This window comes from Burkholderia sp. FW306-1C-G01B (assembly GCF_058781685.1).
Window position 1 is genome coordinate 95,021 of sequence record NZ_JBYSWZ010000008.1, and the last position, 26,396, is coordinate 121,416.

Here is a 26,396-nt window from a genome sequence, read left to right on the forward strand (position 1 = left end):
GAACGCGCGCCGCATCACTGCGGGTGCGCGGCCTCCAGAGCGTCGAGCAGCGCCTTGTGGAATGCGTCCGGATCCTGGATCTGCGGTGCGTGCCCGAGCGCCGGGAATTCGACGAGCTGCGCGCCGGGGATCGCCGCCTGCGTGCGCTTCGCGAGTTCCGGATAGCGGCCGAGCTTCGCGTGCACGTCGGGCGGAGCGACATCCTTGCCGATCGCGGTCGTGTCCTTGTCGCCGATCATGAGCAGCGTCGGCACGCGGATCGCGCCGAATTCGTAGACCACCGGCTGCGTGAGGATCATGTCGTAGATCAGCGCGGAGTTCCACGCGACCGCGTCGCGGCCGGCGCCGCGATACATCCCGGCGAGCATCTGCACCCAGCGCTCGTACGACGGCGACCACTTGCCCGCGTAGTACGTGCTCTGCTCGTAGCGGCGGATGCCGTCGGCCGTCGTCTTCAGCTCGCGCGCATACCAGTAGTCGACCGACAGCGGCGGCACGCCGAGCGCCTTCCAGTCCTCCAGGCCGATCGGATTCACGAGCACGAGCTGGTCGGTCGCCTTCGGGTACATCAGCGCGTAGCGCATCGCGAGCATCCCGCCCGTCGAGTGGCCGACGATCGTCGCCGATTTCACGCCGATCGATTCCAGCAGCGCGTGCGTGTTGCGCGCGAGCTGCTGGAAGCTGTACTGGTAGCGATCGGGTTTCGACGACTTGCAGAAGCCGATCTGGTCCGGCGCAATCACGCGATAGCCGGCGCGGCTCAGCACGCCGATCGTGTCTTCCCAGGTCCCCGCGCAGAAGTTCTTGCCGTGCAGCAGCACGACGGTGCGGCCGTTCGGGTGCGCCGGCTGCACGTCCATGTAAATCATCTCGAGGGTTTCACGCTGCGACGCGAACGCGTAGCGGTGCAGGGGTTCCGGGTAGGTGAAGCCTTCCAGGCGCGGGCCGTACGCCGGCCCGTCGTTGCCGGCGGGCACCGGGGTGGCCTCGGCGGCGGCGGTCGCGCATGCGAAGGCAACGCCGGCGCCGAGCAGGGCGGCGCGCGCGACGGACAACATCTTGCAAATCGAAGGCATGGCGGTCACGGTGATTGGAAACGCACGCGGGCAGCCGGACGGCGCCGCGCCCCGCGATTCTACGCGGTCGGCTGACGACGGCGCGCAACACTCGGTGGCCGCGCGACTTCCGCGTGCGCGACGAACTCGGGTATCGTGTGACGTGACCCTGGAACGCCTGCAGGCGGATTCCCATGAAAAACGTCCTCAGCATTCAGTCGCACGTCATCTACGGCCATGCCGGCAACAGTGCGGCCGTGTTCCCGATGCAGCGCCTCGGCGTCAACGTCTGGCCGCTCAATACCGTCCAGTTGTCGAACCACATGCAGTACGGCCACTGGGCCGGCAGCGCGATCGATGCCGCGAAGATGGAGCAGCTCGTCGACGGGATCGCCGCGATCGGCGCGCTCAAGCGCTGCGACGCCGTGCTGTCCGGCTTCCTCGGCTCGCCGCCGCAGGCGCGCGCGGCAGTCGAGATCGTCCGCACGGTGAAGGCGATGAATCCGGACGCGTGGTACTTCTGCGATCCGGCGATGGGCCAGACGGGCGGCATCCGGCCCGAGCCGGGCGTCGAGGAATTAATGGTCCAAGAGGTGCCCGCGCTCGCGGACGGCATGTCGCCGAACCACACCGAACTGCAAAAGCTCGTCGGGCGGCGCATCGAGACCGTCGCCGAAGCCGTCGACGCGTGCCGCGCGCTGATCCGCCGCGGCCCGCAGATCATCCTCGTCAAGCACCTGCACGACCGCAACAGCCCGGCCGACCGCTTCAACATGCTCGCGGTCACTGAAACCGAAGCGTGGATCGGCCAGCGTCCGTTATACGCATTTCCGCGCCATCCGGTCGGCGTCGGCGACCTCACCAGCGCGGTGTTCGTCGCGCGCCGGCTGCGCGGCGACTCCGTGCGCGCCGCGTTCGAGCATACGCTCGCGGCCGTGCACGCGGTCGTGAAGGCCACCTATGATGCGCGCCGCTACGAACTCGAACTCGTCGCCGCGCAGGACGAGATCGCACGCCCGAGCGAATGGTTCGGCGCGTGGGTGACGGACGCCTGACGCGCCCGCACCGACCTCCGCTTCGCCGGCGCGCATGCGCGCCGCCCTGCTTTCCTGCTTTCCTGCTTTCCCTGCTTTCCCTGCTTTCCCTGCTGCACCATAACCGCCGGCGATACGCATCCCGATGCCGGCCCGATGCATGTGCAAACGATTCCGGACTTCACATGAATGACACCGATTCCTCGCTATGCTCGCGTCGGCACGCCCCCGCGCAGCCGCATCCTGCGACCCGGACGCGCCCTTCCCGTAGGTCCCGCCAATCGGCTCCCCTCTTTACCGCACGATAACGACCATGACCCGATCGAACCGTCGTGACTTCCTGCGCGTCGCCGCCGGCACCGCCGGCGCCGCCGCGCTGAACCTGTTTCCGCCCGTGATCCGCGATGCGCTTGCGATTCCCGCAAACCGCCGCACCGGCACGATCCGCGACATCGAACACATCGTGATCCTGATGCAGGAGAACCGTTCGTTCGACCACTACTTCGGCACGATGCGCGGTGTCCGCGGCTTCGGCGACCCGCGCGCGCTGCGTCTCGCGAACGGCAAGTCGGTGTTCCACCAGCCGGTCGGCCCGGCCGAGCTGCTGCCGTTCCACCCCGGCGCGGACAAGCTCGGCCTGCAGTTCCTGCAGGACCTGCCGCACGGCTGGCAGGACATGCACGCCGCGTGGAACAAGGGCCGCTACGATCAGTGGGTGCCGAACAAGGGCACCACGACGATGGCTTACCTGAAGCGCGACGACATCCCGTTCCATTACCAGCTCGCCGACGCGTTCACGATCTGCGATGCGTACCACTGCGCGATCCCGAGCTCGACCGACCCGAACCGCTACTACATGTGGACGGGCTACGTCGGCAACGACGGCACGGGCGGCGGCCCGGTGCTCGGCAACGAGGAAAAGGGCTACGGCTGGAAGACCTATCCGGAAGTGCTCGAACAGGCCGGCGTGTCGTGGAAGATCTACCAGGACGTCGGCACGGGGCTCGACGCGAACGGCTCGTGGGGCTGGACGCAAAACCCGTACATCGGCAACTACGGCGACAACGCGCTGCTCTACTTCAACCAGTACCGCACCGCGCTGCCCGGCACGCCGCTGTATGAGAAGGCGCGCACCGGCACCAACATCAGCGCGGGCGGCACGCTGTTCGACGTGCTGCAGCAGGACGTGAAGAACGGCACGCTGCCGCAGGTGTCGTGGATCTGCGCGCCGGAAGCGTATTCCGAGCACCCGAACTGGCCCGCGAACTACGGCGCGTGGTACATCGAGCAGGTGCTGAAGGCGCTCGTGTCGAATCCCGACGTGTGGAGCAAGACCGCGCTGTTCATCACGTACGACGAAAACGACGGTTTCTTCGACCACGTGCCGCCGCCGTTCGCGCCGCAATCGCGCGACAACGGGCTGTCGACCGTCGAGACGACCAACGAGGTGTTCGCCGGCGACGCGTCGCACATGGCTGGCCCGTATGGGCTCGGGCCGCGCGTGCCGATGCTCGTCGTGTCGCCGTGGACCAAGGGCGGCTGGGTCTGCTCGCAGACCTTCGATCACACGTCGCTGCTGCAATTCATCGAGGCGCGGTTCGGCGCGCAGTATGCGGTCACCGCGGCCAATGTGTCGCCGTGGCGCCGCACGGTGTGCGGCAACCTGACGTCCGCGTTCGACTTCTCGACGCCCGACGCAAGCTGGCCGCAACTCCCGGACACGACCGGCTACGCGCCGCCCGACCGCAATCGTCACCCCGACTATATCCCGGTGCCGCCGGTCGTCCAGCATCTGCCTAAGCAGGAGCACGGCCTGCGTCCGGCGCGCGCGCTGCCGTACGAACTGTTCGTGCACGGGCGGATCGACAACGCGAGCGGCCAGTTCCGGCTGACCTTCGCGAACACCGGCGCCGCCGGCGCGGCGTTCCAGGTCCAGGCGCGCAACCGCGTCGACGGCCCGTGGACCTACACGGTCGACGCCGGCAAGCGGATCTCCGACACGTGGAGCCCCGCGCCGTCGCTCGGCCTGTATGACCTCGACGTGTACGGCCCGAACGGCTTCTACTGCCACTTCCGCAGCCCCGCCGCGTCGGCGGTCGGCCCCGCGAGCGTCAACCCCGAGGTGATCTACGGCTACGACGTCGCGAACGGCAACATCACGCTGCGCCTGATGAACCGCGGCCACAAGGCCGTGCGGCTCAAGGTCACGAACGCTTACGGCCACGGCCACGCGCGCACGTTCGACCTCGCACCGGGCGCGCGGGTCGACGACTACTGGGACCTGCGCGGCAGCCATGGCTGGTACGACCTGACCGTCAGCGACGGCAAGCCGCTCGGCTTCCAGCGCCGCTTCGCCGGCCACGTCGAGACGGGCCGCCCGAGCACGAGCGACCCGGCGATCCGCACGACGTCGTCGCACAGCGACGCCGAGGCCGCATCGGACGCGCTGTCCGACTGACGGTGTCCCACACGCGGCGCGGCCCCGGCGGGCCGTGCCGCGTCTTAGCCCTGCCCCGCTCTCCCTCCTCCCCGCCCGTTCCGTTCGCGACGGGAAACTCCCGATACCGGCCGCCACCGCACGCGCGGAAGCTGTGCGCAAATCCTCATCGAATGCGCGGCAAATTGCCAAGACCCGTGCATATCGGCGACCTATATATCGAAGCGATCGGGGCTCTTTGCGGAGCCTGACGGGAGAATCTTCCGAGGATCACGATGCCGACCTCCCCGCCCGATTCCGAGAAGCGGTCGAACCGCCCGCCCGTCGCACGCGCCCGGCCCGCCCGAGCGCGTGCGGTACCCACTCGCAGGTATCGAACAAGAGGAACCACATGAAATTCCGTCATTCCCTGCTGTCGGTGTCGATTGCATCCGCGCTTGCCCTCCTCTCGCAACAGGCCGCCCGCGCCGCCGACGCAACCGACGTGAAGGTCGGCTTCGCCGCGCCGCTCACGGGCGTGAACGCCGGCTACGGCAAGGACCTGCAGAACGGCGTGCAGCTCGCGCTCGATGACGCCGCCGCGCAGAAGGTGCAGATCGCCGGCAAACCCGTGCACTTCAATCTCGTCGTGCAGGACGACCAGGCCGACCCGCGCATCGGCGTGCAGGCCGCGCAGGCGCTCGTCGACCAGAACGTGTCGGTCGTGGTCGGCCACTTCAACTCGGGGACGACGATTCCGGCGTCGGTCGTCTACGACAAGGCCGGCATCCCGGTGATCGATCCCGCCGCGACCAACCCGACGCTCACGTCGCGCGGGCTCGCGAACATGTTCATGGTGATCGCGACCGACGGCCAGAACGCCGGCAACGCGGGCAAGTATGCGGTCGACGTGACGAAGGCGAAGCGCATCGCGATCATCGACGACCGCACCGCGTTCGGCCAGGGCGAGGCCGACGAGTTCGAGAAGGCCGTGAAGGCTGCCGGCGGCACGATCATCGGCCGCGAGTTCACCAACAACCAGGCGGTCGACTTTCGCGCGCAGATCACGAGCCTGAAGGGCAAGAACCCCGACCTGATCTTCTTCGGCGGCCTCGATTCGCTCGCCGCGAACTTCGTCAAGCAGATGCGCCAGCTCGGGCTGAACGCGCAGTTCGTCGGCGGCGGCGGTGTGAAAGACAACGAGTTCATCAAGATCGCGGGCCCGGCTGCCGAAGGCGCTATGGCGTGGGAATACGGCCGGCCGCTCGACGAACTGCCGCAAGGCAAGGATTTCGAACAGCGCTTCAAGAAGCGCTTCGGCGTCGACGTGCTGTCGTACGCGCAGTTCGGCTACGACGCGGCCTGGGCGGCGATCAAGGCGATGCAGGCGGCCGGCTCGACCGACCCGAAGGTCTATCGCCCGGTGCTCAAGAAGGTCGACTTCGAAGGGGTCACCGGCCGCATCTCGTTCGCGAACGACGGCTCGCTGAAGAGCGGGATGTCGACGCTGTACCAGGTGAAGAGCGGCGCGTGGAAGACGATCGTGACGAAGGGAGGCTGATCGGCGGTGTCGGCGGCCGGCGGTGGAAACGCCGTCCGGCCCCGGAGACCGGCGAAGTTACGTCGATCTCATATGACGACTGATGTTGGCGCGATGCAATCGGGCCCGCGGCAACGCGGGCCGCACTGCTCGGCGCATCAATTGGCCTGTGTGTCGCGCTCGGCCTCGGCCGCCTCGTGCGCGCGGCGCAGCCGCTCGCGGCTGTTGGTGAGGTGCGTGCGCATCGCGGCGCGGGCGGCCTCCGGGTCGTGGCGCGCGATCGCCTCGTAGATATCCTCGTGCTCGTGATTCAGCCGGCCGACGTAGCGCTCGAGGTCGTCGCCGGCAAAGCGCGCCGAATTCACGCGCGTGCGCGGGATGATCGACGTGCCGAGCTGCGTCATGATGTCGACGAAGTAGCGGTTGCCGGTGGACTGCGCGATCTGCAGGTGGAACTGGTAGTCGAGCTGCGCCGTGTCGCGGCCGCCGCCCGCGCCCGTCGCGATCGCGTCGAGCGCACGCCGCAACGCGGCGAGGTCGGTATCGTTCGCGCGCTGCGCGGCGAGGCTCGCGCACTCGCTCTCGAGGCTGATGCGCAACTCGAGCACCGCGAGCACGTCGCGCAGCGTCGTGATCGTCGCGGGATCGATGCCGAGCGCCTGGCGGCGCGACGGCTCCAGCACGAAGCTGCCGATGCCGTGGCGCGTTTCGACGAGGCCGCTCGCCTGCATCCGGGAGATCGCCTCGCGCACGACCGTGCGGCTCACACCCTGCGCCGCCATGACTTCGGTTTCGGTCGGCAGCTTGTCGCCGGGACGCAGCGTGCCGTTTTCGATCTGCGCGGTCAGCGCGTCGACGACATCTTGTGCGAGGCTGCGTGCGCGACGGCGCGGCGCTGCGGGAAACGTAGGCACGGACATGAGGCCGGTTCCTTTTAGAATGATCGTAATGTGAGCCGAGGGTTTACGCGGGGTTTGAGCGAAAGCCGATGATTCATTATACTGCGTCACAAGTCATCCGACGACTGATGATTGGCGCATGGATCTCCTGTCGACTCAAGCCGGCGTTCCGGCGCCTGCCCGGTCCCATGCGTTCGATCAGCCAGCGTTCGCGTTCTGCGCTTCGCTGGTCCGGTTGTCGCTCCCACCCCGTTCCGGGTTTGCTGTCGACATGCGGGCCTTGCGCGCCGCGCACGTCGGTTGTCGAATGATCGCACCTCCCGCCGCGCGCGGCAAAGCTTTTGCCGCACGGCATTGCCCACCCTTTCGCCATCGCCGCCCATGAACGCCGTCACAGCCTCGCCTTCCCACGACACGCCGCGCATCGTCGACCTGCAAGCGATTCCGGTCGCCGGCCACGACAGCATGCTGCTCAACCTGAGCGGCGCGCACGGCCCGTTCTTCACCCGCAACCTCGTGATCCTGAAGGACAGCGCGGGCCGGACCGGCGTCGGCGAGGTGCCGGGCGGCGAAAGCATCCGCCGCACGCTCGACGATGCGCGCGCGCTCGTCGTCGGCCAGCCGGTCGGCAATTACCACGCGGTGCTCAACGACGTGCGGCGCACCTTCGCCGACCGCGACGCGAGCGGCCGCGGGCTGCAGACCTTCGACCTGCGCACGACGATCCACGCGGTCACCGCGCTCGAAGCCGCGCTGCTCGACCTGCTCGGCCAGCATCTCGGCGTGCCGGTCGCCGCGCTGCTCGGCGAAGGCCAGCAGCGCGAGCGCGTCGAAATGCTCGGCTACCTGTTCTACGTCGGCGACCGCACGAAGACAGCGCTGCCCTATCGCGACGGCAGCGGTGCGACCGACGACTGGACCCGCGTGCGCGACGAGCCGGCGCTGACGCCCGAGGCGGTCGTGCGGCTCGCCGAGGCCGCGCATGCGCGCTACGGCTTCAACGACTTCAAGCTGAAAGGCGGCGTGTTCGAAGGCGCGAGCGAGATCGAGGCCGTGACGGCGCTCGCCGAACGCTTCCCCGACGCGCGCGTGACGCTCGATCCGAACGGCGCGTGGTCGCTCGACGAGGCTGTGCGGCTGTGCCGCGACCAGCATCACGTGCTCGCCTATGCGGAAGATCCGTGTGGTGCGGAGAACGGTTACTCGGGCCGCGAGGTGATGGCCGAATTCCGTCGCGCGACGGGATTGCCGACGGCGACCAACATGATTGCGACCGACTGGCGGCAAATGGGTCACGCGGTGCAGCTTCAGGCTGTCGACATCCCGCTCGCCGATCCGCACTTCTGGACGATGCAGGGTTCGGTGCGCGTCGCGCAGATGTGCCGCGACTGGGGTCTCACGTGGGGCTCGCACTCGAACAACCACTTCGACGTATCGCTCGCGATGTTCACGCATGTCGCGGCCGCCGCGCCGGGCCAGGTCACCGCAATCGACACGCACTGGATCTGGCAGGACGGCGAACGGCTGACGCGCGAACCGCTGAAGATCGAGAACGGGCTGGTGGACGTGCCGAAGCGGCCGGGGCTCGGCATCGACATCGACATGGATGCGGTCGCGGTCGCGCACGAGCTGTACCAGCAGCACGGACTCGGCGCCCGCGACGACGCGGCGGCCATGCAGTATCTGATTCCGGGCTGGACGTTCAACAACAAGCGCCCCTGCCTCGTGCGCTGAGCGTGGACGGACCGGGCGACGGCCTCGCCCGGCCGGGACGAAATCCGAAGGAATGGTGCAGTTCGAGGCCGGCCCGGCTGATGTCGGGCTGGAGAGGCGGTGCAGGTGGAACGAGATCCGGACGGTTGCTTGCGGCTATGCCGGACCTGCCGAGCCAGACCTCGCCGGCCGCACCTGGCCGGCCGCACCTATCCAGCTACCGCTACCCGGCCATCCCTAGCCGGCCGCCCCAATCCCCCGCGCCATCCCCGATGCGGCGAACACGATGACGACCAGCAGCACGGCCTGCCAATGGCCGATCCGCACATAGGTGCGTGCGCGGCCGATATCGGGCATCTGCTGCTGCCGCGCGGCGACACGCCAGCGGATCAGCCCGAGCATCGGCACGACCTCGAGCAGCAGGATCAGCACGAGCGCGGTCATCTTCAGATGAAAGAGCGGTTCGTGCAGGTAGTACGCGGTGCCTTTCTCGAAACCGCCGAACGCGCGCATCAGCCCCGTCACGATCAGCACGAGCGCCGACAGCCCCCAGGCAGCATCGGCCTTGAATACGGCGGGCAAGTCGGCCGCCTGCGCCGACGCGATGAGCCGGCGAAATGCGCGGTTGCGTCCCGCGATCGCGGCAAACGCGACGGCGAACGCGCTCAGGTGAACGGCAGCCAGCAACCAACGGACGATCATTGCACCTCCTTGTCGCCCGCGCCCGGTGCGCGAGCCGTGTCAGACGATCTGCTTGAGCGCCGCGTCGAGCGCGAGCACCGCGACGCGGTCGCCCTCGGTCGCAAGCGGCGCGCGCATCACGATCTGCCGGTTATGGCCGACGGCTGCCGGCGAATCCCACAGCAACTCCACCTTCGGCCGCCGGAACAGGCCGCCGCGGCGTGGCGGCACGGCCGCCGGCTGCGCGTCCGGCGCGCCCAGATCGCCCGCGACGGGCGCCGCCCGGCCGGGCCAGCGCACCGACAGCTCGCGCGCGTCGTACTGGCCGACCTTGCGGCTTTCCATCCAGACGATCGCGGTACGCGTCAGCACGTCGAGCGAAATCGCGTAGCGGCCGACCGCGAAGCGGCGTGCCGCCACGTTGGTCCGCCACAGCGGCCGCGGACGGCAGATCCAGACGATCGCCGCATAGAGCGCCGGCGCGGCGACGAGCCAGCCGTTGGTCGCCGTCACCGCATGCAACGCGCGGCGCCAGCCGGCCGCCCATGCGAACGCGCCGATCGACCAGACGGCGAACAGGAAGCCGATCAGCGCGAAGACGCGCAGCGCCTGGCGCAGCCATTGCGGCAGCGGATGAAACGGCCGCTCGGCGCGCGCGACGGCACCCGGCAACGCGAGCAGCAGGAAGATCAGCACGAGGTAGACGAACGCCCACGGCGACGACACCATCGCCGACAGCGACGCCCGATAGCCCATCTGGGACATCGAGAACAGCCAGCGCGCGAGCAGCACGAGACCGATCGCGCGCAACGCGAAGATCACACCGGCGCCGGGAGCCGGCGCTGCGCGCGTGGTTTTCGTTCTCGCCAAGACTGCTCTCCTCTGGATGATCGTGCGGGGCCGGATTTCACGGCACGGCCATTATAGGGACATTACCGTCTGGACAGACGGCCGGATGGCGTGCCCGGCCGCTTCATGGGCCGTTCGCGGCATCGGGCGCGGCGAGAATACAACAGATCCGCGCCGCAGATGTGACAACGCCCCGCCGGGAACCCGGACGGGGCGTCGATGACGGCCGCGCGGCGGCGGCCGGCGAATCAGCTTGCGTTGACTTCGCGGAGCACGGTGCGGCGCTTCTGGCGCAGCAGTTCCTCGTAGCCCTTCACGTAGTTCTGCGCCATCACCTTCGACGAGAAACGTGCTTCGAACGCGGCGCGGACCTTCTCGCGCGGCAGCGTATCGAGGCGCTTGAGCGCCGCGACGGCCGACAGTTCGTCTTCGACGACGAAGCCCGACACGCCGTTGTCGATCACTTCCGGCACCGAGCCGCGCTTGAACGCGATCACCGGCGTGCCGCATGCCATCGCCTCGATCATCACCAGGCCGAAGGGCTCCGGCCAGTCGATCGGGAACAGCAGCGCGTGCGCGTTGCCGAGGAATTCGGTCTTTTCGGACTCGCTGATTTCGCCGATGTACTCGACGTGCGGCAGCGCGAACAGCGGCTTGATCTTCTCTTCGTAGTACGCGCGGTCGGCCTTGTCGAGCTTCGCGGCGATCTTGATCGGCAGGCCGGCCTGCTCGGCGATGCGGATCGCCGTGTCGACGCGCTTCTCCGGCGAGATGCGGCCGAGGAACGCGAGATAGCTCGGCTTCACGTTCGGGATCGGCGTCAGCAGGTTTTCCGGCAGGCCGTGATAAACGGTCGACAGCCAGTTCGCCTGCGGCAGCGGGATGCGCTGGTTGTCGGAGATCGACACGACCGGCACGTCGCTGAATGCGTTGAAGATCGGCTGCAGTTCCGGCAGGTCGAGACGGCCGTGCATCGTCGTCAGATGCGGAACCGGCTGGCGCGAGAACAGCGAGAACGGGTAGTAGTCGATGTGGCAGTGCAGGACATCGAACTCTTCCGCGCGGCGGCGCACCTGCTCGAGGAGCAGCATGTGCGGTGCCATCACGTCGCGGATCGTCGGGTCGAGGCGCAGCGCCTGCGGCCAGCACGCTTCGAGCTTCGCGGAGGTTTGCGAATCGCCGCTCGCGAAGAGCGTGACGTCATGCCCCATCTCGACAAGTGCTTCGGTGAGGTAGGACACCACTCGCTCGGTACCGCCGTACAGCTTCGGGGGAACTGCTTCGTGCAACGGAGCGATTTGGGCGATTCGCATGCGTAACTCCTAAAAAATCGGCTAAAAACCAGGTTGGGTCGGCAACCTGCCGGCGGTCCGGGCTGGATGCATTTCGTCCGAAAAATCGGACGAATCAGCCTGCCGGGGGCGTCGAACCCGCGCTGCTCAAGGAGCGTCGGCGACGCGACAGGCATAGAACGTTTGAAACGAAGACCCGTTGACAGGGGTTCGTAAAAAAACCTGGAATCGAACCCGGAGCCGATTATCTAGGGTTAATCCCGATACGGCGCACAACATTTCAAACACTTTACTTTGTTACAAAGGCGCAACACTTTGCAACCCGCGGACTTGGGTGTCCGTTCTAGAGTGGAAGGCCCTTTTGGCGATCCTGGTCACCCGTGACTGCCGGCAGCGTGATTCCGGCAGATGAGGCAGGACGGGATGCCGGATTTTATCTCAAAATCGATCGCGAGCCCCTGGCCAAGGCAAGATTCGCGCAGCGCAGCGCATGCGTTGTTTACAATGCCGGATTATTCAGTCCGGGCGAACGCCGGCATGCGATCCAGCCGCAACGCTCAACCACCGAATCACCGCACGCATATTTTGGAATCTCTCACCCCTGCCCAGCGCAACGCCCACAACGCGAAGCTGTCGAGCTACGCGCACCGGCCGATCGCGTTCCTGTTCCGCTACATCCGCCTGCATCCCGTCGCACACCTCATCGTGCTCTGCAGCGTGCTGGCCGCCGTCGGCTGCGCACTCGGCTCGCAATACGCGATCAAGCACCTGATCGACGTGCTGGCGACCGGGCGCCATCACCCGGGCCCGCTGTGGAGCGCGTTCGCGCTGCTCGTCGGGCTGATCGCGGCCGACAACCTGCTGTGGCGGGTCGGCGGCTGGGTCGCCGCGCACACGTTCGTCGCGGTCACCGGCGACCTGCGGCGCGACCTGTTCCAGTACCTGATCGGCCATTCGCCGACCTACTACTCGGAAAAACAGCCCGGCACGCTCGCGAGCCGCATCACGGCCACGTCGAACGCGGTCTACACGTCGGAGAACACGATGGCGTGGAACGTGCTGCCGCCGTGCATCGCGGTGATGGGCGCGATCCTGATGATCATCGTCGTCAATCCGCTGATGGCCGCCGGCCTGCTCGGCTGCTCGGCCGTGCTGTCCGTCATCCTGTTCAAACTTGCCGGGCGCGGCTCGGCCCGCCACCATGCGTTCGCGGCAAAGGCCGCGGCGGTCGACGGCGAACTCGTCGACGTGATCGGCAACATGGGCCTCGTGCGTGCGTTCGGGATGACGCTGCGCGAGCAGAAACGTTTCGGCGCGACGGTCAAGGCCGAGATGGACGCGCGCCAGCAGAGCCTGCTCTATCTCGAGAAACTGCGCCTGCTGCACGCGGTGATCACCGCGATGCTGTCCGCCGGCCTGCTCGGCTGGGCACTGTGGCTGTGGGACCAGGGCCGCGCGACGTCGGGCGACATCGTGCTCGTCAGCTCGCTCGGCTTCACGATCCTGCACGGCACGCGCGATCTCGCGGTTGCGCTCGTCGACGTCACGCAGCACGTCGCACGGCTGTCCGAAGCCGTGAAGACGCTGCTCGAGCCGCACGGGATGCAGGACCGCTCCGATGCGCAGCCGCTGTCGGCCAAGGGCGGCCGCGTCGCCTTCGAGCGCGTGACGTTCGCGTATCCGCACCGCCGTGCGATCCTCGACCACTTCGATCTCCATATCGAACCGGGCCAGCGCGTCGGCCTGATCGGCAAGTCGGGCGCCGGCAAGTCGACCGTGCTCGCGCTGCTGCAGCGTTTCTACGACACGCAGGACGGCGTCGTGAAGGTCGACGGCCAGGACGTGAAGGCGATCACGCAGGACAGCCTGCGCCACGCGATCGCGCTCGTGCCGCAGGACATCTCGCTGCTGCACCGGACGATCTACGACAACATCGCGTACGGCCGCCCCGACGCGACCCGCGACGAAGTGCTCGCCGCCGCGCGCGACGCGCGCTGCGCGGAGTTCATCGAGGCGATGCCGGAAGGCTATGACACGATCGTCGGCGACCGCGGCGTCAAGCTGTCGGGCGGCCAGCGCCAGCGCATCGCGATCGCGCGCGCGATCCTGAAGGATGCGCCGATCCTGCTGCTCGACGAAGCGACGTCGGCGCTCGACAGCGCATCCGAGGAAGCGATCCAGAGCGCGCTCGACCGCCTGATGGTCGGCCGCACGGTGATCGCGATCGCCCACCGCCTGTCGACGCTGCGCAACTTCGACCGGATCATCGTGATGAGCAACGGCAAGGTGATCGACGACGGCAGCCCCGAAGTACTGCGCAACCGCCCCGGCCTGTATCGCGACCTGCTCGCGAAGCAGCACGGCCGCCATCACGCGGCACCCGACGGCAGCACGCCGACCGGCGAACGCGTGGCCTGACGCGTTTGCGCGCAGCCGATAAAAAAAGCCGCAGTGCTTCACGCACTGCGGCTTTTTTCATTGCATCGGGAACGACCGCACGGCATGACGCGGAATGCGCCGCGCGATGCGTCGGACCTACCGGCTAGCCATGCTGCAGATCGCGCAGGAAGTTGTCGCGCCACACCGACACGTTGTTCTCGCGAAGCTGCGCGATCATGTCCGCGTAACGCGCGCGCCGCTCGGCGAGCGGCATCGTCAGCGCCTGCGACAGCGCATCGGCCATCCCGTCGATATCGATCGGATTGACGATCAGCGCGCCCGTCAGCTCGCGCGCGGCGCCCGCGAAGCGCGACAGCACGAGCACGCCCGGATCGTCCGGATTCTGCGCGGAAACGTACTCCTTCGCGACGAGGTTCATCCCGTCGCGCAGCGGCGTCACGAAACCCACGCGTGCGAGCCGGTACAGCGCGGCCAGCACCTGGCGGTCGTACTGGCGGTGAATGTAGAGGATCGGCGCCCAGTCGAGCTCCGCGTAACGTCCGTTGATGCGCCCCGACTCCGCTTCGAGCTGCAGGCGGATGTCCTGGTATGCGCGCAGGTCCGCGCGCGTCGACGGTGCGATCTGCAGGAACGACACGCGGTTGCGGATCGACGCCTGGTGTTCGAGCAGTTTCTCGAACGCGCGGAACCGCTCGACGAGCCCCTTCGAATAATCGAGCCGGTCGACGCTCATGATCAGTTGCCGCCCGCGCAACGACGTCGCGAGCGTGCGTACGGCCTTGCCGTGCTCGCCCGCTTGCGCGAGCGTCGCGATCTCGTCCGGATATACGCCGATCGGATAGGCGGCCGCGCGCAGCGTCTGGCCGAACGCGCGCACGCGCACCGTGCGGCCGTCGCGTTCGACTTCGCCGCCCGCCTCGAATTCGACGTAGTCGCAGAACGCGCGCAGATCGGGCTCGGTCTGGAAACCGAGCAGGTCGAACGCGCACAGCGACTCGACGAGCTCGCGGTGCGGCGGCACGTTGACGAGCACCTGCGCGGCCGGAAACGGGATGTGCAGGAAGAAGCCGATGCGATTCTTCACGCCGGCCTCGCGCAGCGCGCGTGCGAACGGGATCAGGTGATAGTCGTGCACCCAGATCACGTCGTCGTCCTGCAGCAGCGGCACGAGCTGCTGCGCAAGCCACACGTTGACGCGGCGATAGCCGTCGAATTCGTGGCGGTCGTACTGGATCAGGTCCGCGCGGTAATGGAACGCGGGCCACAGCGTCGCATTCGAGAAGCCGCGGTAATACTGGTCGTAATCGCGGCGCGACAGGCCGACGGTCGCGAACGTCACGGGCCCGCGCTCCTCGATGCGGATCTGCGGCGCGCCGGAGGCGACGACCTCGCCGCTCCAGCCGAACCACATGCCGCCCGTCTCCTTCAGCGCATCGTAGACGCCGATCGCGAGGCCGCCCGCCGCCGGTTCGCCTTCCGAAATCGGGGCGACGCGGTTTGAAACGATGATGAGCCGGCTCATGCGTGCGGCAGCCCCGCGCCAAGCCAGCACGCGATCTGCTCGTGCAGCGCGTCGACCGAGTCGAGCCGCATGCGGGCGGACGTCTCGCCCGCGCCGACCTTGATCGACAGGCCGCCGCGCGCGTTGACCACCGCGAAGCCCTTCTCGTCGGTCAGGTCGTCGCCCGCGAACAGCGGCATGCGGCCCGCGAACGGCGGCTCGTCGAGGAACGCGGCCAGCGCGCGCCCCTTGTCGACACCCTTCGGCTTGATCTCGAACACCATCTTGCCGGGCTGCAGCACATACGCATCCGCGTATTCGGCGACGAGGCGCTCGGCCGCTTCGCGCGCAACCGCCTCGCGCTCGGGCGCGTTGCGATAGTGCAGCGCGACGGCCGCGCCCTTGATTTCGAGCAGCATGCCCGAATGACGGTCGACGACGGCCGCGAGCTCGCGCTCGATGCGCAGCAGACGTTCGTCGTTGAAGCCGATGCGCTGCGTGTCGCCGTTCGCATCGCGGCGCTCCGCGCCGTGCAGGCCGGCGATCGGCAGGCCGGGCATCTTCAGGAACGTGTCGAGGTTGTCGATGCCGCGCCCGGACACGATCGCGACCGCGCCGTGCGAGCGGCGGCGCAGCTCGTCGAGCAGCGTCAGCAGCGACGGCGGAACGTGAATGCTGTCGGGCGTCGGCGCCAGTTCGACGAGCGTGCCGTCGAAGTCGAAGAAGAACGCGGTATCGGTCAGGGACAGGGAAGCCGGAACGGATTGCATCGATTCGATAATGTGAGGGGCGGCCGGCAAACGCCGGGCTGCCGCTGCGCGAATGGAATTGTGCGCATCTTACCGCGCCTGCGCATCGAGTTGGGCGAAACCGGCGCATCGCAAGCAGCGCGCCGCCAGCCGCGTCAACTGCGACATATTGCCCCGCTCGCCCGCGCCGTACCGGTTTCGAAAGGACGCAGGCGCGCGAATTGCGCTACAGTCGCAACCGCCTGCCGCGCGACGCATGGCGCCGCGCCGGCCGGCCACACCATTCCGTCCGATCGAGCCCCAGGATGCCGTCTGCCCGTCCCGCGCCGCGCCGGCGCTTCTCCCGTTTCATCCGCACGGCCGCGGCCCTCGCCGCCGCCGCGGCGCTCGCCGCGTGCACGCACGACGAGCCGCGCTGGAACCTGACCAACGTCACCGGCCACCTGCCCGACCTGTCGTTCACGCTGACGGGCGGCGACGGCCATCCCGTCGAAGCCGATGCATTCCGCGGCCGCGTCGCGCTCGTCTACTTCGGCTACACGCACTGCCCCGATGTCTGCCCCGAAACGATGGCGCGGCTGATGGAAGTGCTCGCGAAGCTCGGCCCGCAGGCGAACGACGCGCGCATCCTGTTCGTCTCCGTCGATCCCGCGCGCGACACGCCGCAGGCGATGCAGTCGTATGTCGCCGCGTTCGACCCCGCGCATGCGCGCGGCCTGACCGGCACCGACCGCCAGATCGAATCGCTCGCAAAGCGCTATCGCGTTGCGTACCAGATGGAAAAACGCGATCCGTCCGGCGGCTACGAAGTCACGCACAGCTCGGCCGTCTACATCTTCGACGCGAGCGGCCGCGCGCGCCTGCTCGCGACCGACCGCGACTCGCCCGACGCCATCGCCGCCGATGTGCGCCGGATCATCGACACCGCCTCCACTACCTGAATGCATTCCGACATGAAGACGAAGACGACCCTCAAGACGTTCGCTCTACTCGCTGCGCTGTGCGCCAGCGCCCAGGCCTATGCCGCCGGCACGATCACCGCGCAGAACGCGTGGGTGCGGTGGCTGCCGAACAAGCTGCCGGCCGGCGGCTACGTGACGCTCGTGAACACGGGCGACAAGCCGGTCGATCTCGTCGATGTCGACAGCCCCGACTACGGGATGACGATGCTGCACCAGACCGTCTCGAACGGCTCGACGCAGAAGATGGAAATGGTCGACAAGCTGACGATCCCCGCGCGCGGCAAGGTCGACATCGCGCCGGGCGGCTATCACTTCATGCTCGAGGAGCCGAAGCACGCGATCAAGCCGGGCGACACCGTGCACCTGCGCCTGAAATTCTCCGACGGCGAAACCGTCGACACGCCGTTCGCCGTGAAGTCGCCGGCCCAGGCGAAGTGATGCGCGCGCGATGAACCTCCTGTACTGGCTCGATCCGTGGGAACCGTCGCCGACCGTCGTCATCGCGGTGCTGACGGCCGCCGTGCTGTTCGCGCGCGGCGTGAAGAAGGCGAAGGTGTCGCCGCTACGGCAGTTCTCGTTCTGGTTCGGGCTGACGGCGCTCTACATCGCGCTGCATACGCGGCTCGACTATTTCTTCGAGCACGAGTTCTTCCTGCACCGCGCGCAGCACCTCGTGCTGCACCACCTCGGGCCGTTCTTCATCGCGCTGTCCTATCCGGGCGCGGCGATTCGCGCGGGCATCCCGTTTCGCTGGCGGCAGCGCTTCGTGCGCCCCGCGCTCGCGTGGGCGCCCGTGCGCGCGACGCTCGACGTGGTGTTCCATCCCGTCGTCGCGGTCGTGCTGTTCGTCGGGCTGATCTATTTCTGGCTGCTGTCGCCGATCCACTTCATCGCGATGCTCGACTGGCGCCTCTATCGTGTGATGAACTGGAGCATGGTGATCGACGGGCTGCTGTTCTGGTGGCTCGTCGTCGATCCGCGCCCCGCGCCGCCCGCGCGGCTGTCGCCCGGCCGCCGGATCCTGATCGTCGTCGCGGCGATCCCGCCGCAGATCGCGCTCGGCGCGCTGATCTTCTTCACGCCGCACGAGCTGTATCCGATCTACTCGATCTGCGGCCGCGCGTTCACGTGGCTGAGCCCGCTGCGCGACCAGCAGATCGGCGGCCTGCTGCTGTGGATTCCCGGCTCGATGATGAGCGTGATCGGCGCGCTGATCGCGCTGCGGCACTGGCTGCGGCTGTCCGCGCGCGGGCGCCTGATCGGCGAACGGGCCGTGCAGCGCGCGGACCAGCCATCGGTGGCGCGCACCGCGCACTGACTGCCGCGCGGCGCGGCGCGCATCACGCGCGCGTGCTGCTCATCCACACGTGCGGGATGCCGTCCTCGTCGTGCACGTCCGAACTCGGCGTGAAGCCGAATGCGCCGTAAAAGCGCTGCAAGTGGGCCTGCGCATGCAGGCTCACGGGCGTATCCGGCCACTGCGCGCGGATATGCTCGAGCGCGCGCGACAGCAGCCCGTTGCCGAGGCCCGCGCCGCGAAACGCGGCGGTCGTCAGCACGCGGCCGATGCGCACGTCGGTGTTCTGCGCATCGGGCAGCAGCACGCGCAGATAGCCAGCCAGGCGGCCGGCCGGATCGTATGCGGCCAGGTGCCACGCGGCCTGGTCCGCATCGTCGATGTCGCGATACACGCAGTTCTGCTCGACCACGAACACCGCGCTGCGCGCTTCGAGGATCGAATAGATTTCGCGCGCCGTCAGCGCGTCGAAGGATTTCCAGCGCCAGTCGAGATCGGCGGCGCTCGGGGATGCGGCGGGTGCGGATGCGTTCATGTGCGGTCCTGATTCGGGCGCGCCGGCCGGCGCGCGGCAACCGCTGATTATGCCTCGAAGCACGCGCGACGCGCGACCGTCCGCCCGCGCGTAACGCCCGCGCGCAAAAAAGGCCCCGCATTGCGCGGGGTCGGTCCGTCATGCCGGCATCTTGCCGAAGCGGCCGCTGTTGAAATCCTCGATCGCGGTACGAATCTCCGCTTGCGAGTTCATCACGAACGGCCCGTAACCGACGACGGGCTCGTCGATCGGCTCGCCGCTCAGGATCAGCAGCTTCGCGTCGCCGTTCGCTTCGATCTCGACGTCGCGGCCGTCGCGACCCAGCTGCACGAACTGCGCTTCGCGGGCGACCGTCTCGCCGTTCACCTGCACCGTGCCGCTCAGCACGACCACCGCGAGCGTGCGCCCGTCGGCGACCGGGAACCGCGCATGGCCGCCTGCCACGAGCCGCACGTCCCACACGTCGATCGGCGTGTGCGTGCGGGCCGGGCCGCGCCGCCCGTCGAGTTCGCCCGCGATGATCCGCGCACGCCCCGCGCCGTCCGGCAATTCGACCACGGGGATGTCCGCGTTCAGCAGCGTCTGGTAGCCGGGTGCGCCCATCTTGTCCGCAGCGGGCAGGTTCACCCACAGCTGCACCATCTCGAGCGGGCCGCCACGCTTCGTGAATGCCTCCGAGTGGAATTCCTCGTGCAGAATCCCGCTCGCGGCCGTCATCCACTGCACATCGCCCGGGCCGATCACGCCGCCCGCGCCGGTCGAGTCGCGGTGCGCGACTTCGCCGTCATAGACGATCGTCACCGTTTCGAACCCGCGATGCGGATGCTCGCCGACACCGCGCGGAGCCGAAGCCGGCTCGAACGTCGCGGGGCCCGCGTAGTCGAGCAGCAGGAACGGGCTCAGGTGCGCGCCGTGAGACTGGTAGCTGAACATCGAACGCACCGGGAAACCGTCACCGACCCAATGGCCGCGCGGTGCACTGTACACACCCTGGATCTTCTTCATTGCCCTCTCCAAATTGCGGCGAAACACGTGTTTCGCATCCTGAGCATGAATATAGAGGTGGAACGACCGATCCGGTAGACTGCCAAAATCGCACTCAGCGTTCCATTTCATGAACGATAAAGAACGAGATCTGAACGATCTCTACTACTTCGTGCAGGTCGTCGAGCATGGCGGCTTCGCGCCGGCCGGGCGCGCGCTGGACATGCCGAAATCGAAGCTGAGCCGTCGCGTCGCACTGCTCGAGGCGCGGCTCGGGATGCGGCTGATCCAGCGCTCGACGCGCCGCTTCACGGTTACCGACGTCGGCCAGACCTATTACGCGCATTGCCGCGCGATGCTCGTCGAGGCCGATGCGGCCGACGAGGCGATCGCGCTGCTGCACGAGGAGCCGCGCGGCATCGTGCGCGTCAGCTGCCCGATCGTGCTGCTCGATTCCCTGGTCGGCACGATGATCGCCGCGTTCATGGCCGCGTGCCCGCGCGTCGAGATCCACCTGGAAGCGACCAACCGGCGCGTCGACGTGGTCGGCGAAGGGATCGACGTCGCGATCCGCGTGCGCCCGCCGCCGCTCGAGGACAGCGATCTCGCGCTGCGCGTGCTGGCCGAGCGCGGCCAGTGCCTCGTCGCGAGCCCCGCGCTGCTGCGCGAACATGGCGTGCCGGCCGTTCCCGCCGATCTCGCGCGTCTGCCGAGCCTCGATCACGGCGTGCCGCAGTCCGCGCACGTGTGGCGGCTGCGCGGGCCCGACGGCGCTCAGGCCGAAATCCATCACCAGCCGCGCTTCGTGACGGGCGGCATGCTCGCGCTGCGCGCGGCGGCGGTCGCGGGCGTCGGTGTCGTGCAATTGCCGACGATGATGGTCCGCGACGAGGTCGCGCGCGGCGAACTGGCGACCGTGCTGCCGGACTGGGCGCCGCGCCGCGAGATCGTGCACGCAGTATTCGCGTCGCGGCGCGGGCTGCTGCCCGCGGTGCGGGCGCTGCTCGATTTTCTGGCGGAGCGGTTTGCCGGGCTCGAGCCCGATTGAGCGCGCCGCGTCACACGCAACCGCACGCTGCAGACCGCACGCGCGTGCCGTAGACTGCGGGACGCGCATCGCGCATTTTGCGCATCGCGCATGTTCACAACCCCTATCGCTTTCCCGCCATGTTCACGCTGTCCAACGACCCCACCGCCTCCAAGGCCGATCAATATGCGACGCTCGTCGAGCAGGCACGCGCGCTCGTCGAGTCCGAACGCGACCTGACCGCGAACGCGGCGAATTTCTCCGCGCTCGTCTACCACTCGCTCGACCGCCTCAACTGGGCCGGCTTCTACTTCTTCGACGGGGCCGAACTCGTGGTCGGGCCGTTCCAGGGCAAGCCGGCGTGCGTGCGGATCGCGCTCGGCAAGGGCGTGTGCGGCACGGCCGCGCAGACGCGCGAGACGCAGGTCGTGCGCGACGTGCATGACTTCCCCGGCCATATCGCGTGCGATGCGGCATCGGAATCGGAAATCGTCGTGCCGCTGGTGGCCGGCGACGGCACGCTGATCGGCGTGTGGGACGTCGACAGCCCGGTCGCCGCACGCTTCGACGATGAAGACCGCAAAGGGATGGAAGCGCTGTGCCGCGTGTTCGTCGAACACGCATGGCAGAAAACGCGCGGTTAAGCCGCGGTCTCGCGTCACGCAACAGGCAACCGCAGTCGCGGGTGAATCGTGCCGCGCGACCTCGAACGAAACAGGCCCTGCTGCGGGGCCCGTTCATTTGCGCCGCCGCGCCGCTGCACCGCCGGACGCGGCGCACGGCACGCGTCAGGCCACGTGCGTGCCGGAAAGCGCCGCAAATGCCAGCGGCTTCGCATCGTCGGTCAGCACCTCGAAGCCCGTTTCCGTCACCACGACCATGTGCTCCCATTGCGCGGACAGCGAATGGTCCTTCGTGACGACCGTCCAGCCGTCCGGCAGCACGCGCGTGTCGCGCTTGCCCGCGTTGAGCATCGGCTCGATCGTGAAGATCATCCCCGGCCGCAGCGGCACGCCGGTGCCCGGACGGCCGTAGTGAAGCACCTGCGGCTCGTCGTGATAGACGTCGCCGATGCCGTGCCCGCAGTACTCGCGGACCACGCTGAAGCCTTCGCGATGCGCGACCTGCTGGATCGCGTAACCGACGTCGCCCAGCGTCGCGCCCGGACGCACCGCGCGGATACCCGCGTGCATCGCTTCGTAGGTTGCCGCGACGAGACGCCGCGCGAGTTCGCCCGGTTCGCCGACGAAATACATGCGGCTCGTATCGCCGTACCAGCCGTCCTTGATCACCGCGATGTCGAGGTTCACGATGTCGCCGTCACGCATCGGGCGTGACGATGGAATGCCGTGACAGACCACATGGTTGACCGACGCGCACAGGGTCTTCGGATAGCCGTGGTAGCCGATGTTCGCCGGTATCGCGCCGAGCACGTCGACGATGTATTCGCGGCAGCGCGCGTCCAGTTCATCGGTGGAGACGCCAGGCTTCACATGCTCGGCGATCATCGTCAGCACTTGCGACGCAAGCTTCGCGGCCTCGCGCGACTTGGCGATTTCTGCGGTGCCGCGGATCGGGATTTCGCGCTTCGCCATTACGCCACCTGCTCGATGCCATGCGCGACCGGCTCTGCCGGAGCCACATCGCCGCCCCGCGCTTCGGCCTCGATCAGCATCCGGCAGATGTCGCCGTACGACAGCGCCGGATTGAGTTCCGCCAGCATCCCGACACGCAGCCAGTGTTCGGCCTGTGCGTTGATCGACCGGCTCAACGCCGTGCTCGTCGAGCGCAGCCGTTCGTGCATGTGCTCGGAAATCTTGATGATGCCCATATATCCCCAATTAAACGAAACGTAGTCGATTCGTATATTACGCTGCGCGTGACTGCCGGGCAAGGCGTTCGGAGGCCAACGCGCCATCGGTCGGCCGCTGCCAATGCGTCGTTGACACCGAATTCCAGTTTGCTGGAGAATAAATCCATCATGCAAGAATCAGCGACGACCGCTGCCGACGATACCGGCATCAACGAGCGCATCGCCCGGCGCGTGCGCGACCTGCGTACTGCTCGAGGCTATACGCTCGATGCGCTGGCCGCGCGCTCCGGCGTCAGCCGTTCGATGATCTCGCTCATCGAACGCGCGTCGGCCAGCCCGACGGCCGTCGTGCTCGACAAGCTCGCGGCAGGTCTCGGCGTGTCGCTGGCCGGGCTGTTCGGCGGCGACCGGGACGACACGCCCGCGCGGCCGCTGGCACGGCGCGCGCAGCAGGCCGAATGGCGCGATCCGGCGTCCGGCTATGTGCGGCGCAACCTGTCCCCGCCCGGCTGGCCGTCGCCGATCCAGCTCGTCGAGGTCGATTTCCCGCCCGGCGCGCGCGTCGCGTACGACAGCGGCGGACGCGAAAGCGCGCTGCATCAGCAGATATGGATCATCAGCGGCCGCGTCGACGTCACGTTCGGCAGCGAGCTTCACGAACTTCACGAAGGCGACTGCCTGGCCATGCGGCTCGATCGGCCGCTGATCTTCAGCAATCCGTCGTCGCATGCCGCGCGCTATGTCGTCGTGATCTGCGACGCGGCCGCGGCCGGCGCGCTGAGCGCGTGATGCGCGCGCCGTGTGCGCAACCCGTTCAAAACCAACCGGAGCCGTTATGAATTCCCCGAAACAGCGCAACGACGTGCGCCTGATCGATTGCAGCGAGGCCGAGCACGCAGCGGCCATCCTCGAGATCCTGAACGACGCGATCGTGAATTCGACCGCGCTGTACGACTACCGGCCGCGTCCGCCGGAAGCGATGGTCACGTGGTTTGCAACGAAGCGCGCGGGCGGTTTTCCGGTCGTCGGCGCAGTGGACGCATCGGGCACGCTGCTTGGCTTCGCGAGCTGGGGTACGTTCCGCGCGTTCCCCGCGTACAAGTACACGGTGGAACACAGCGTCTACGTGCACCGCGACCAGCGCGGCCGCGGGCTCGGCGAACTGCTGCTGCGCGAAGTGGTCCGGCGCGCGCGCGAAGCGCAGGTGCACGTGCTGGTCGGCTGTATCGACGCGACCAATGCCGGGAGCATCGCACTGCATACGAAACTGGGGTTCGTGCACTCGGGCACGATCACGGAGGCGGGATTCAAGTTCGGCCGCTGGCTCGATGCGGCGTTCTATCAGTTGAAGCTCGAAACGCCGGCGCAGCCGGTGGATGGCTGATCGCCCGCTTGGCCGTTGCATCCGCAACGGCCAAGCGGGGCTTTTGTGTTATCGAAGCCACCAAACCATAGGTCACTGACGAGTCCGGTTTCCATCAAGCCGTGGGCTGGAAGGTAGCGACCTTGTTCCGACCGGTTGCCTTTGCATAGTAGAGCGCCTCGTCGGCCGCCTTGATCACGGCACTCGGCTCACCCTCCTGATCCGGCGCCCAACTCGCCAGCCCGATACTGGCGGTGACGCGCCCGTATTCGCTTCCGGCGTGCTCGAGTGCCAGTTCGTCGATTGCCGCGCGAATCCGCTCGGCAATCTGGGCTGCCCCCGTCTGCGGGGTATCGGGGAGCAACACCACGAATTCCTCCCCGCCGTAGCGGGCCGCGGTATCTACCGGCCGGCGGATGTTTTCGCCGATGCAGCGTGCGACCGCAGTCAACGCGTCGTCGCCCGCCTGATGGCCATAGATGTCGTTGTAGGCCTTGAAGCGGTCAACGTCGACGAACAGCAGCGAGAAAATGGAACTGGCCCGCCGTGCGCGACGCCATTCCCGGTCCAGCACTTCGCCAAAGCTGCGGCGATTGTTCAGGCCGGTGAGACCGTCGGTGCGCGCCAGCAGCACCAGCTCGGACTCCGCACGCATCCGGCGCCGCAGTTGCGCGCCGAGCATGACGGACAGCGCAATAAACGCGGCGCCGAACGTCACCACAAGCGCACCGATCGTCACGGCTCGGTGCCGCCACGCCGCATAGATGTCCTGCTCGGCTTCCGCAACCATGATGATCAGCGGCAGCGTCGGTAGATGCTTGAAGTAGTAGAGACGGCGCACGCCGTCGATCGACGACGTTTCCGAGAACGAGCCCTCCGGGGCGGCTCCGAACCGTCGAAAGGTCGCCGCCTTGCTGATGTCGCGGCCGATGGTACGGACATCATATGGCTGGCGCATGACCATGACGCCATCCTTGCCGATCAGCGACATCGACCCATGCCGCCCCAGCGACAGCCCCGCGAACAGCTGGTGGAAATATTCGAGGTTGATCGCAATCAGCGCGACGCCGGCAAACGAGCCGTCCGGGTTCGAGATTCGCCGCGACAGCGCAATGCTGAGCATGCCGCGGCGCAGGCGCGACGCGAACGGATCGCTGACATAGAGCCCCACGTTTGGATTGTCGCGGTGAACGGTGAAGTACTTGCGATCGGCGAAATTGCCCTTGCGCGGAACGTCGTTGGCCGAATCCAGAATGATGTTGCCGTCGGTATCGAGCACCAGCTGCGAACCGAGAAATTGCGCGGTCATCGAGTTGTCGAACAGCACGCCGTGCCGCAGGGCCGGCGAAGCAGCCATCACGTCGGGCCGCTGCAGGCCATGGATCAACGCCTGCAAGGACAGGTCGTAGAGCTCGAAGTTGCGCTCGATGTCGCGCTCGGCCATCAGGCCGAGATTGCGCGAGGTCTCGCTGGCGCGCTCCAGTGCGTCGTGGCGGCTCTGGAACAGTTGCAGCACGCACAGGCCCATCAGCGCGCAGGCGATCACGATGCCGACTGCCACAATGGAGTAAGGGGCTGCCGTCCGGGGGTGCATGGGTCTCCTCACTGCATAAGTGTGCGCCCGCGCCGGGCGTGGTTTCCGCATACTAAATCGGACAGGCACATTTGCAAGCGCAGAGCGAAACTGATCGAAAGGCGAACCTCGCGTGACGGTGTCGGAGCCGCCGGCAAACCGGGGCAACAAAGTGACCTTATGTCCGATCCATGACAAGGCGTCACCCGATTCGATTGACGTGAATCGACGGACCAGGCCCCGCCGATGATCGAACACCATCTCGATGCGAAACCCGTCGAACGCGAGACGGAAAAAGAAAAGCCCCGCCGAAGCGGGGCTTTTCTTTTACTACCTGGAGGCGCGAGCCGGAGTCGAACCGGCCTAAACGGCTTTGCAGGCCGCTGCATAACCGCTTTGCTATCGCGCCAAAAGCGGACTGTCCGGATGCCGTGAAGGCAAGCGACAGATTTTTATTCGAGGACCGTAAGTCCATCAAATAAAAAGGGAAGCGTGGCTTCCCCATTACTTGGAGCGGGAGACGAGTCTCGAACTCGCGACCTCAACCTTGGCAAGGTTGCGCTCTACCAACTGAGCTACTCCCGCATTGTCCTGCATGTGCAGCGCTTTGCCGACCAACACGCTGCCGAAAAATCCTGGAGCGGGAGACGAGTCTCGAACTCGCGACCTCAACCTTGGCAAGGTTGCGCTCTACCAACTGAGCTACTCCCGCT

24 protein-coding genes and 3 tRNA genes are annotated in these 26,396 nt (G+C 67.5%); 12 read left to right on the forward strand and 15 right to left on the reverse strand.

What is annotated here, in order from left to right; all coding sequences use genetic code 11:
* Positions 1–14: 14 nt before the first annotated feature.
* Positions 15–1,076: an alpha/beta fold hydrolase gene (locus tag AC3WLY_RS17335; RefSeq protein WP_492309166.1), complete on the reverse strand. Its 1,062-nt coding sequence runs from the start codon at positions 1,074–1,076 to the stop codon at positions 15–17.
* Between the two features lie 173 nt (positions 1,077–1,249).
* Here AC3WLY_RS17335 and pdxY point away from each other — a divergent pair, with 173 nt between their 5' ends.
* The 3 genes from pdxY (at position 1,250) to AC3WLY_RS17350 (ending at position 6,066) form a co-directional block, all read left to right on the forward strand.
* The gene (gene pdxY / locus AC3WLY_RS17340; protein WP_492309165.1) at positions 1,250–2,110 is read left to right on the forward strand and encodes a pyridoxal kinase PdxY; all 861 of its coding nucleotides are present in this window, start codon (positions 1,250–1,252) and stop codon (positions 2,108–2,110) included.
* A 292-nt stretch (positions 2,111–2,402) separates the two neighbouring features.
* On the forward strand, positions 2,403–4,547 hold the full coding sequence (locus AC3WLY_RS17345) for a phosphocholine-specific phospholipase C (RefSeq protein ID WP_492332700.1): 2,145 nt from the start codon (positions 2,403–2,405) through the stop codon (positions 4,545–4,547).
* 370 nt (positions 4,548–4,917) lie between these two features.
* Positions 4,918–6,066, forward strand: a complete 1,149-nt coding sequence (locus tag AC3WLY_RS17350) for a branched-chain amino acid ABC transporter substrate-binding protein (RefSeq protein WP_175962327.1) — start codon at positions 4,918–4,920, stop codon at positions 6,064–6,066.
* Between the two features lie 137 nt (positions 6,067–6,203).
* Here the strand turns inward: AC3WLY_RS17350 and AC3WLY_RS17355 are convergent, their stop codons facing one another.
* Positions 6,204–6,965 (reverse strand): FadR/GntR family transcriptional regulator, encoded by a 762-nt coding sequence (locus tag AC3WLY_RS17355; protein ID WP_034183131.1) that lies wholly within the window; start codon positions 6,963–6,965, stop codon positions 6,204–6,206.
* Between the two features lie 360 nt (positions 6,966–7,325).
* On the opposite strand from AC3WLY_RS17355, the gene gudD reads away from it, so the two are divergent.
* A complete protein-coding gene (gudD, locus tag AC3WLY_RS17360) occupies positions 7,326–8,678 on the forward strand; it encodes a glucarate dehydratase (protein ID WP_175962326.1) in 1,353 nt (450 codons plus the stop codon).
* Between the two features lie 216 nt (positions 8,679–8,894).
* Here the strand turns inward: gudD and AC3WLY_RS17365 are convergent, their stop codons facing one another.
* The 3 genes from AC3WLY_RS17365 to AC3WLY_RS17375 all read right to left on the reverse strand — a co-directional run bounded on the left by AC3WLY_RS17365 (position 8,895) and on the right by AC3WLY_RS17375 (position 11,500).
* Positions 8,895–9,359, reverse strand: coding sequence for a DUF2214 family protein (locus AC3WLY_RS17365; RefSeq protein ID WP_175962325.1), 465 nt, complete (start codon positions 9,357–9,359; stop codon positions 8,895–8,897).
* A gap of 39 nt (positions 9,360–9,398) precedes the next feature.
* Positions 9,399–10,208: a hypothetical protein gene (locus tag AC3WLY_RS17370; RefSeq protein ID WP_175962324.1), complete on the reverse strand. Its 810-nt coding sequence runs from the start codon at positions 10,206–10,208 to the stop codon at positions 9,399–9,401.
* Positions 10,209–10,435: 227 nt separating this feature from the next.
* Positions 10,436–11,500: a glycosyltransferase family 4 protein gene (locus AC3WLY_RS17375; RefSeq protein WP_006476459.1), complete on the reverse strand. Its 1,065-nt coding sequence runs from the start codon at positions 11,498–11,500 to the stop codon at positions 10,436–10,438.
* 564 nt (positions 11,501–12,064) lie between these two features.
* Here AC3WLY_RS17375 and AC3WLY_RS17380 point away from each other — a divergent pair.
* Entirely contained in the window at positions 12,065–13,897 is a 1,833-nt protein-coding gene (locus AC3WLY_RS17380) for an ABC transporter ATP-binding protein (protein ID WP_175962323.1), read from the forward strand.
* Between the two features lie 124 nt (positions 13,898–14,021).
* Here the strand turns inward: AC3WLY_RS17380 and otsA are convergent, their stop codons facing one another.
* Positions 14,022–15,401, reverse strand: a complete 1,380-nt coding sequence (gene otsA / locus AC3WLY_RS17385; protein ID WP_175962322.1) for an alpha,alpha-trehalose-phosphate synthase (UDP-forming) — start codon at positions 15,399–15,401, stop codon at positions 14,022–14,024.
* Positions 15,398–16,150: a trehalose-phosphatase gene (gene otsB, locus AC3WLY_RS17390; protein ID WP_175962321.1), complete on the reverse strand. Its 753-nt coding sequence runs from the start codon at positions 16,148–16,150 to the stop codon at positions 15,398–15,400. The genes otsA and otsB overlap by 4 nt, the downstream gene beginning before the upstream one ends.
* Positions 16,151–16,434: 284 nt before the next feature.
* On the opposite strand from otsB, the gene AC3WLY_RS17395 reads away from it, so the two are divergent.
* From AC3WLY_RS17395 to AC3WLY_RS17405, 3 genes are read left to right on the forward strand one after another with little or no spacing between them, the layout of a single operon-like run.
* Positions 16,435–17,070, forward strand: coding sequence for an SCO family protein (locus AC3WLY_RS17395; RefSeq protein ID WP_425130313.1), 636 nt, complete (start codon positions 16,435–16,437; stop codon positions 17,068–17,070).
* Positions 17,071–17,082: 12 nt separating this feature from the next.
* The gene (locus AC3WLY_RS17400; protein ID WP_492309163.1) at positions 17,083–17,529 is read left to right on the forward strand and encodes a copper chaperone PCu(A)C; all 447 of its coding nucleotides are present in this window, start codon (positions 17,083–17,085) and stop codon (positions 17,527–17,529) included.
* A 10-nt stretch (positions 17,530–17,539) separates the two neighbouring features.
* Positions 17,540–18,409 carry a cytochrome c oxidase assembly protein gene (locus AC3WLY_RS17405; protein WP_111017504.1) on the forward strand — a complete coding sequence of 290 codons (870 nt, stop codon included), beginning with the start codon at positions 17,540–17,542 and terminating at the stop codon, positions 18,407–18,409.
* A 22-nt stretch (positions 18,410–18,431) separates the two neighbouring features.
* Here AC3WLY_RS17405 and AC3WLY_RS17410 read toward each other — a convergent pair whose 3' ends face one another.
* Entirely contained in the window at positions 18,432–18,923 is a 492-nt protein-coding gene (locus AC3WLY_RS17410) for a GNAT family N-acetyltransferase (protein ID WP_034183122.1), read from the reverse strand.
* A gap of 138 nt (positions 18,924–19,061) precedes the next feature.
* The gene (locus AC3WLY_RS17415) at positions 19,062–19,928 is read right to left on the reverse strand and encodes a pirin family protein (RefSeq protein WP_072435977.1); all 867 of its coding nucleotides are present in this window, start codon (positions 19,926–19,928) and stop codon (positions 19,062–19,064) included.
* Positions 19,929–20,037: 109 nt separating this feature from the next.
* Here AC3WLY_RS17415 and AC3WLY_RS17420 point away from each other — a divergent pair, with 109 nt between their 5' ends.
* Both AC3WLY_RS17420 and AC3WLY_RS17425 read left to right on the forward strand, forming a co-directional pair.
* On the forward strand, positions 20,038–20,955 hold the full coding sequence (locus tag AC3WLY_RS17420) for a LysR family transcriptional regulator (protein ID WP_492309162.1): 918 nt from the start codon (positions 20,038–20,040) through the stop codon (positions 20,953–20,955).
* Positions 20,956–21,074: 119 nt separating this feature from the next.
* A complete protein-coding gene (locus tag AC3WLY_RS17425) occupies positions 21,075–21,578 on the forward strand; it encodes a GAF domain-containing protein (RefSeq protein WP_425130310.1) in 504 nt (167 codons plus the stop codon).
* 144 nt (positions 21,579–21,722) lie between these two features.
* Here the strand turns inward: AC3WLY_RS17425 and map are convergent, their stop codons facing one another.
* Positions 21,723–22,529: a type I methionyl aminopeptidase gene (gene map, locus AC3WLY_RS17430; RefSeq protein WP_175962316.1), complete on the reverse strand. Its 807-nt coding sequence runs from the start codon at positions 22,527–22,529 to the stop codon at positions 21,723–21,725.
* Complete coding sequence (locus tag AC3WLY_RS17435; RefSeq protein WP_034183118.1) at positions 22,529–22,765, reverse strand: ParD-like family protein; 237 nt, start codon at positions 22,763–22,765, stop codon at positions 22,529–22,531. The genes map and AC3WLY_RS17435 overlap by 1 nt, the downstream gene beginning before the upstream one ends.
* A 150-nt stretch (positions 22,766–22,915) precedes the next feature.
* Here AC3WLY_RS17435 and AC3WLY_RS17440 point away from each other — a divergent pair, with 150 nt between their 5' ends.
* Together AC3WLY_RS17440 and AC3WLY_RS17445 are read left to right on the forward strand one after the other, a co-directional pair.
* The gene (locus AC3WLY_RS17440; protein WP_425130309.1) at positions 22,916–23,536 is read left to right on the forward strand and encodes a helix-turn-helix domain-containing protein; all 621 of its coding nucleotides are present in this window, start codon (positions 22,916–22,918) and stop codon (positions 23,534–23,536) included.
* A gap of 46 nt (positions 23,537–23,582) precedes the next feature.
* A complete protein-coding gene (locus AC3WLY_RS17445) occupies positions 23,583–24,131 on the forward strand; it encodes a GNAT family N-acetyltransferase (RefSeq protein WP_492309161.1) in 549 nt (182 codons plus the stop codon).
* 94 nt (positions 24,132–24,225) lie between these two features.
* On the opposite strand, the gene AC3WLY_RS17450 is transcribed toward AC3WLY_RS17445, so the two are convergent.
* The 4 genes from AC3WLY_RS17450 to AC3WLY_RS17465 all read right to left on the reverse strand — a co-directional run bounded on the left by AC3WLY_RS17450 (position 24,226) and on the right by AC3WLY_RS17465 (position 26,395).
* Positions 24,226–25,704, reverse strand: coding sequence for a sensor domain-containing diguanylate cyclase (locus AC3WLY_RS17450; RefSeq protein ID WP_492309160.1), 1,479 nt, complete (start codon positions 25,702–25,704; stop codon positions 24,226–24,228).
* Positions 25,705–26,018: 314 nt separating this feature from the next.
* Positions 26,019–26,092: transfer RNA gene (locus tag AC3WLY_RS17455), tRNA-Cys, on the reverse strand.
* A gap of 100 nt (positions 26,093–26,192) precedes the next feature.
* Positions 26,193–26,268 (reverse strand) — tRNA-Gly (locus AC3WLY_RS17460).
* Positions 26,269–26,319: 51 nt separating this feature from the next.
* A tRNA-Gly gene (locus AC3WLY_RS17465) sits at positions 26,320–26,395 on the reverse strand.
* Between the last annotated feature and the right edge of the window lies 1 nt (position 26,396).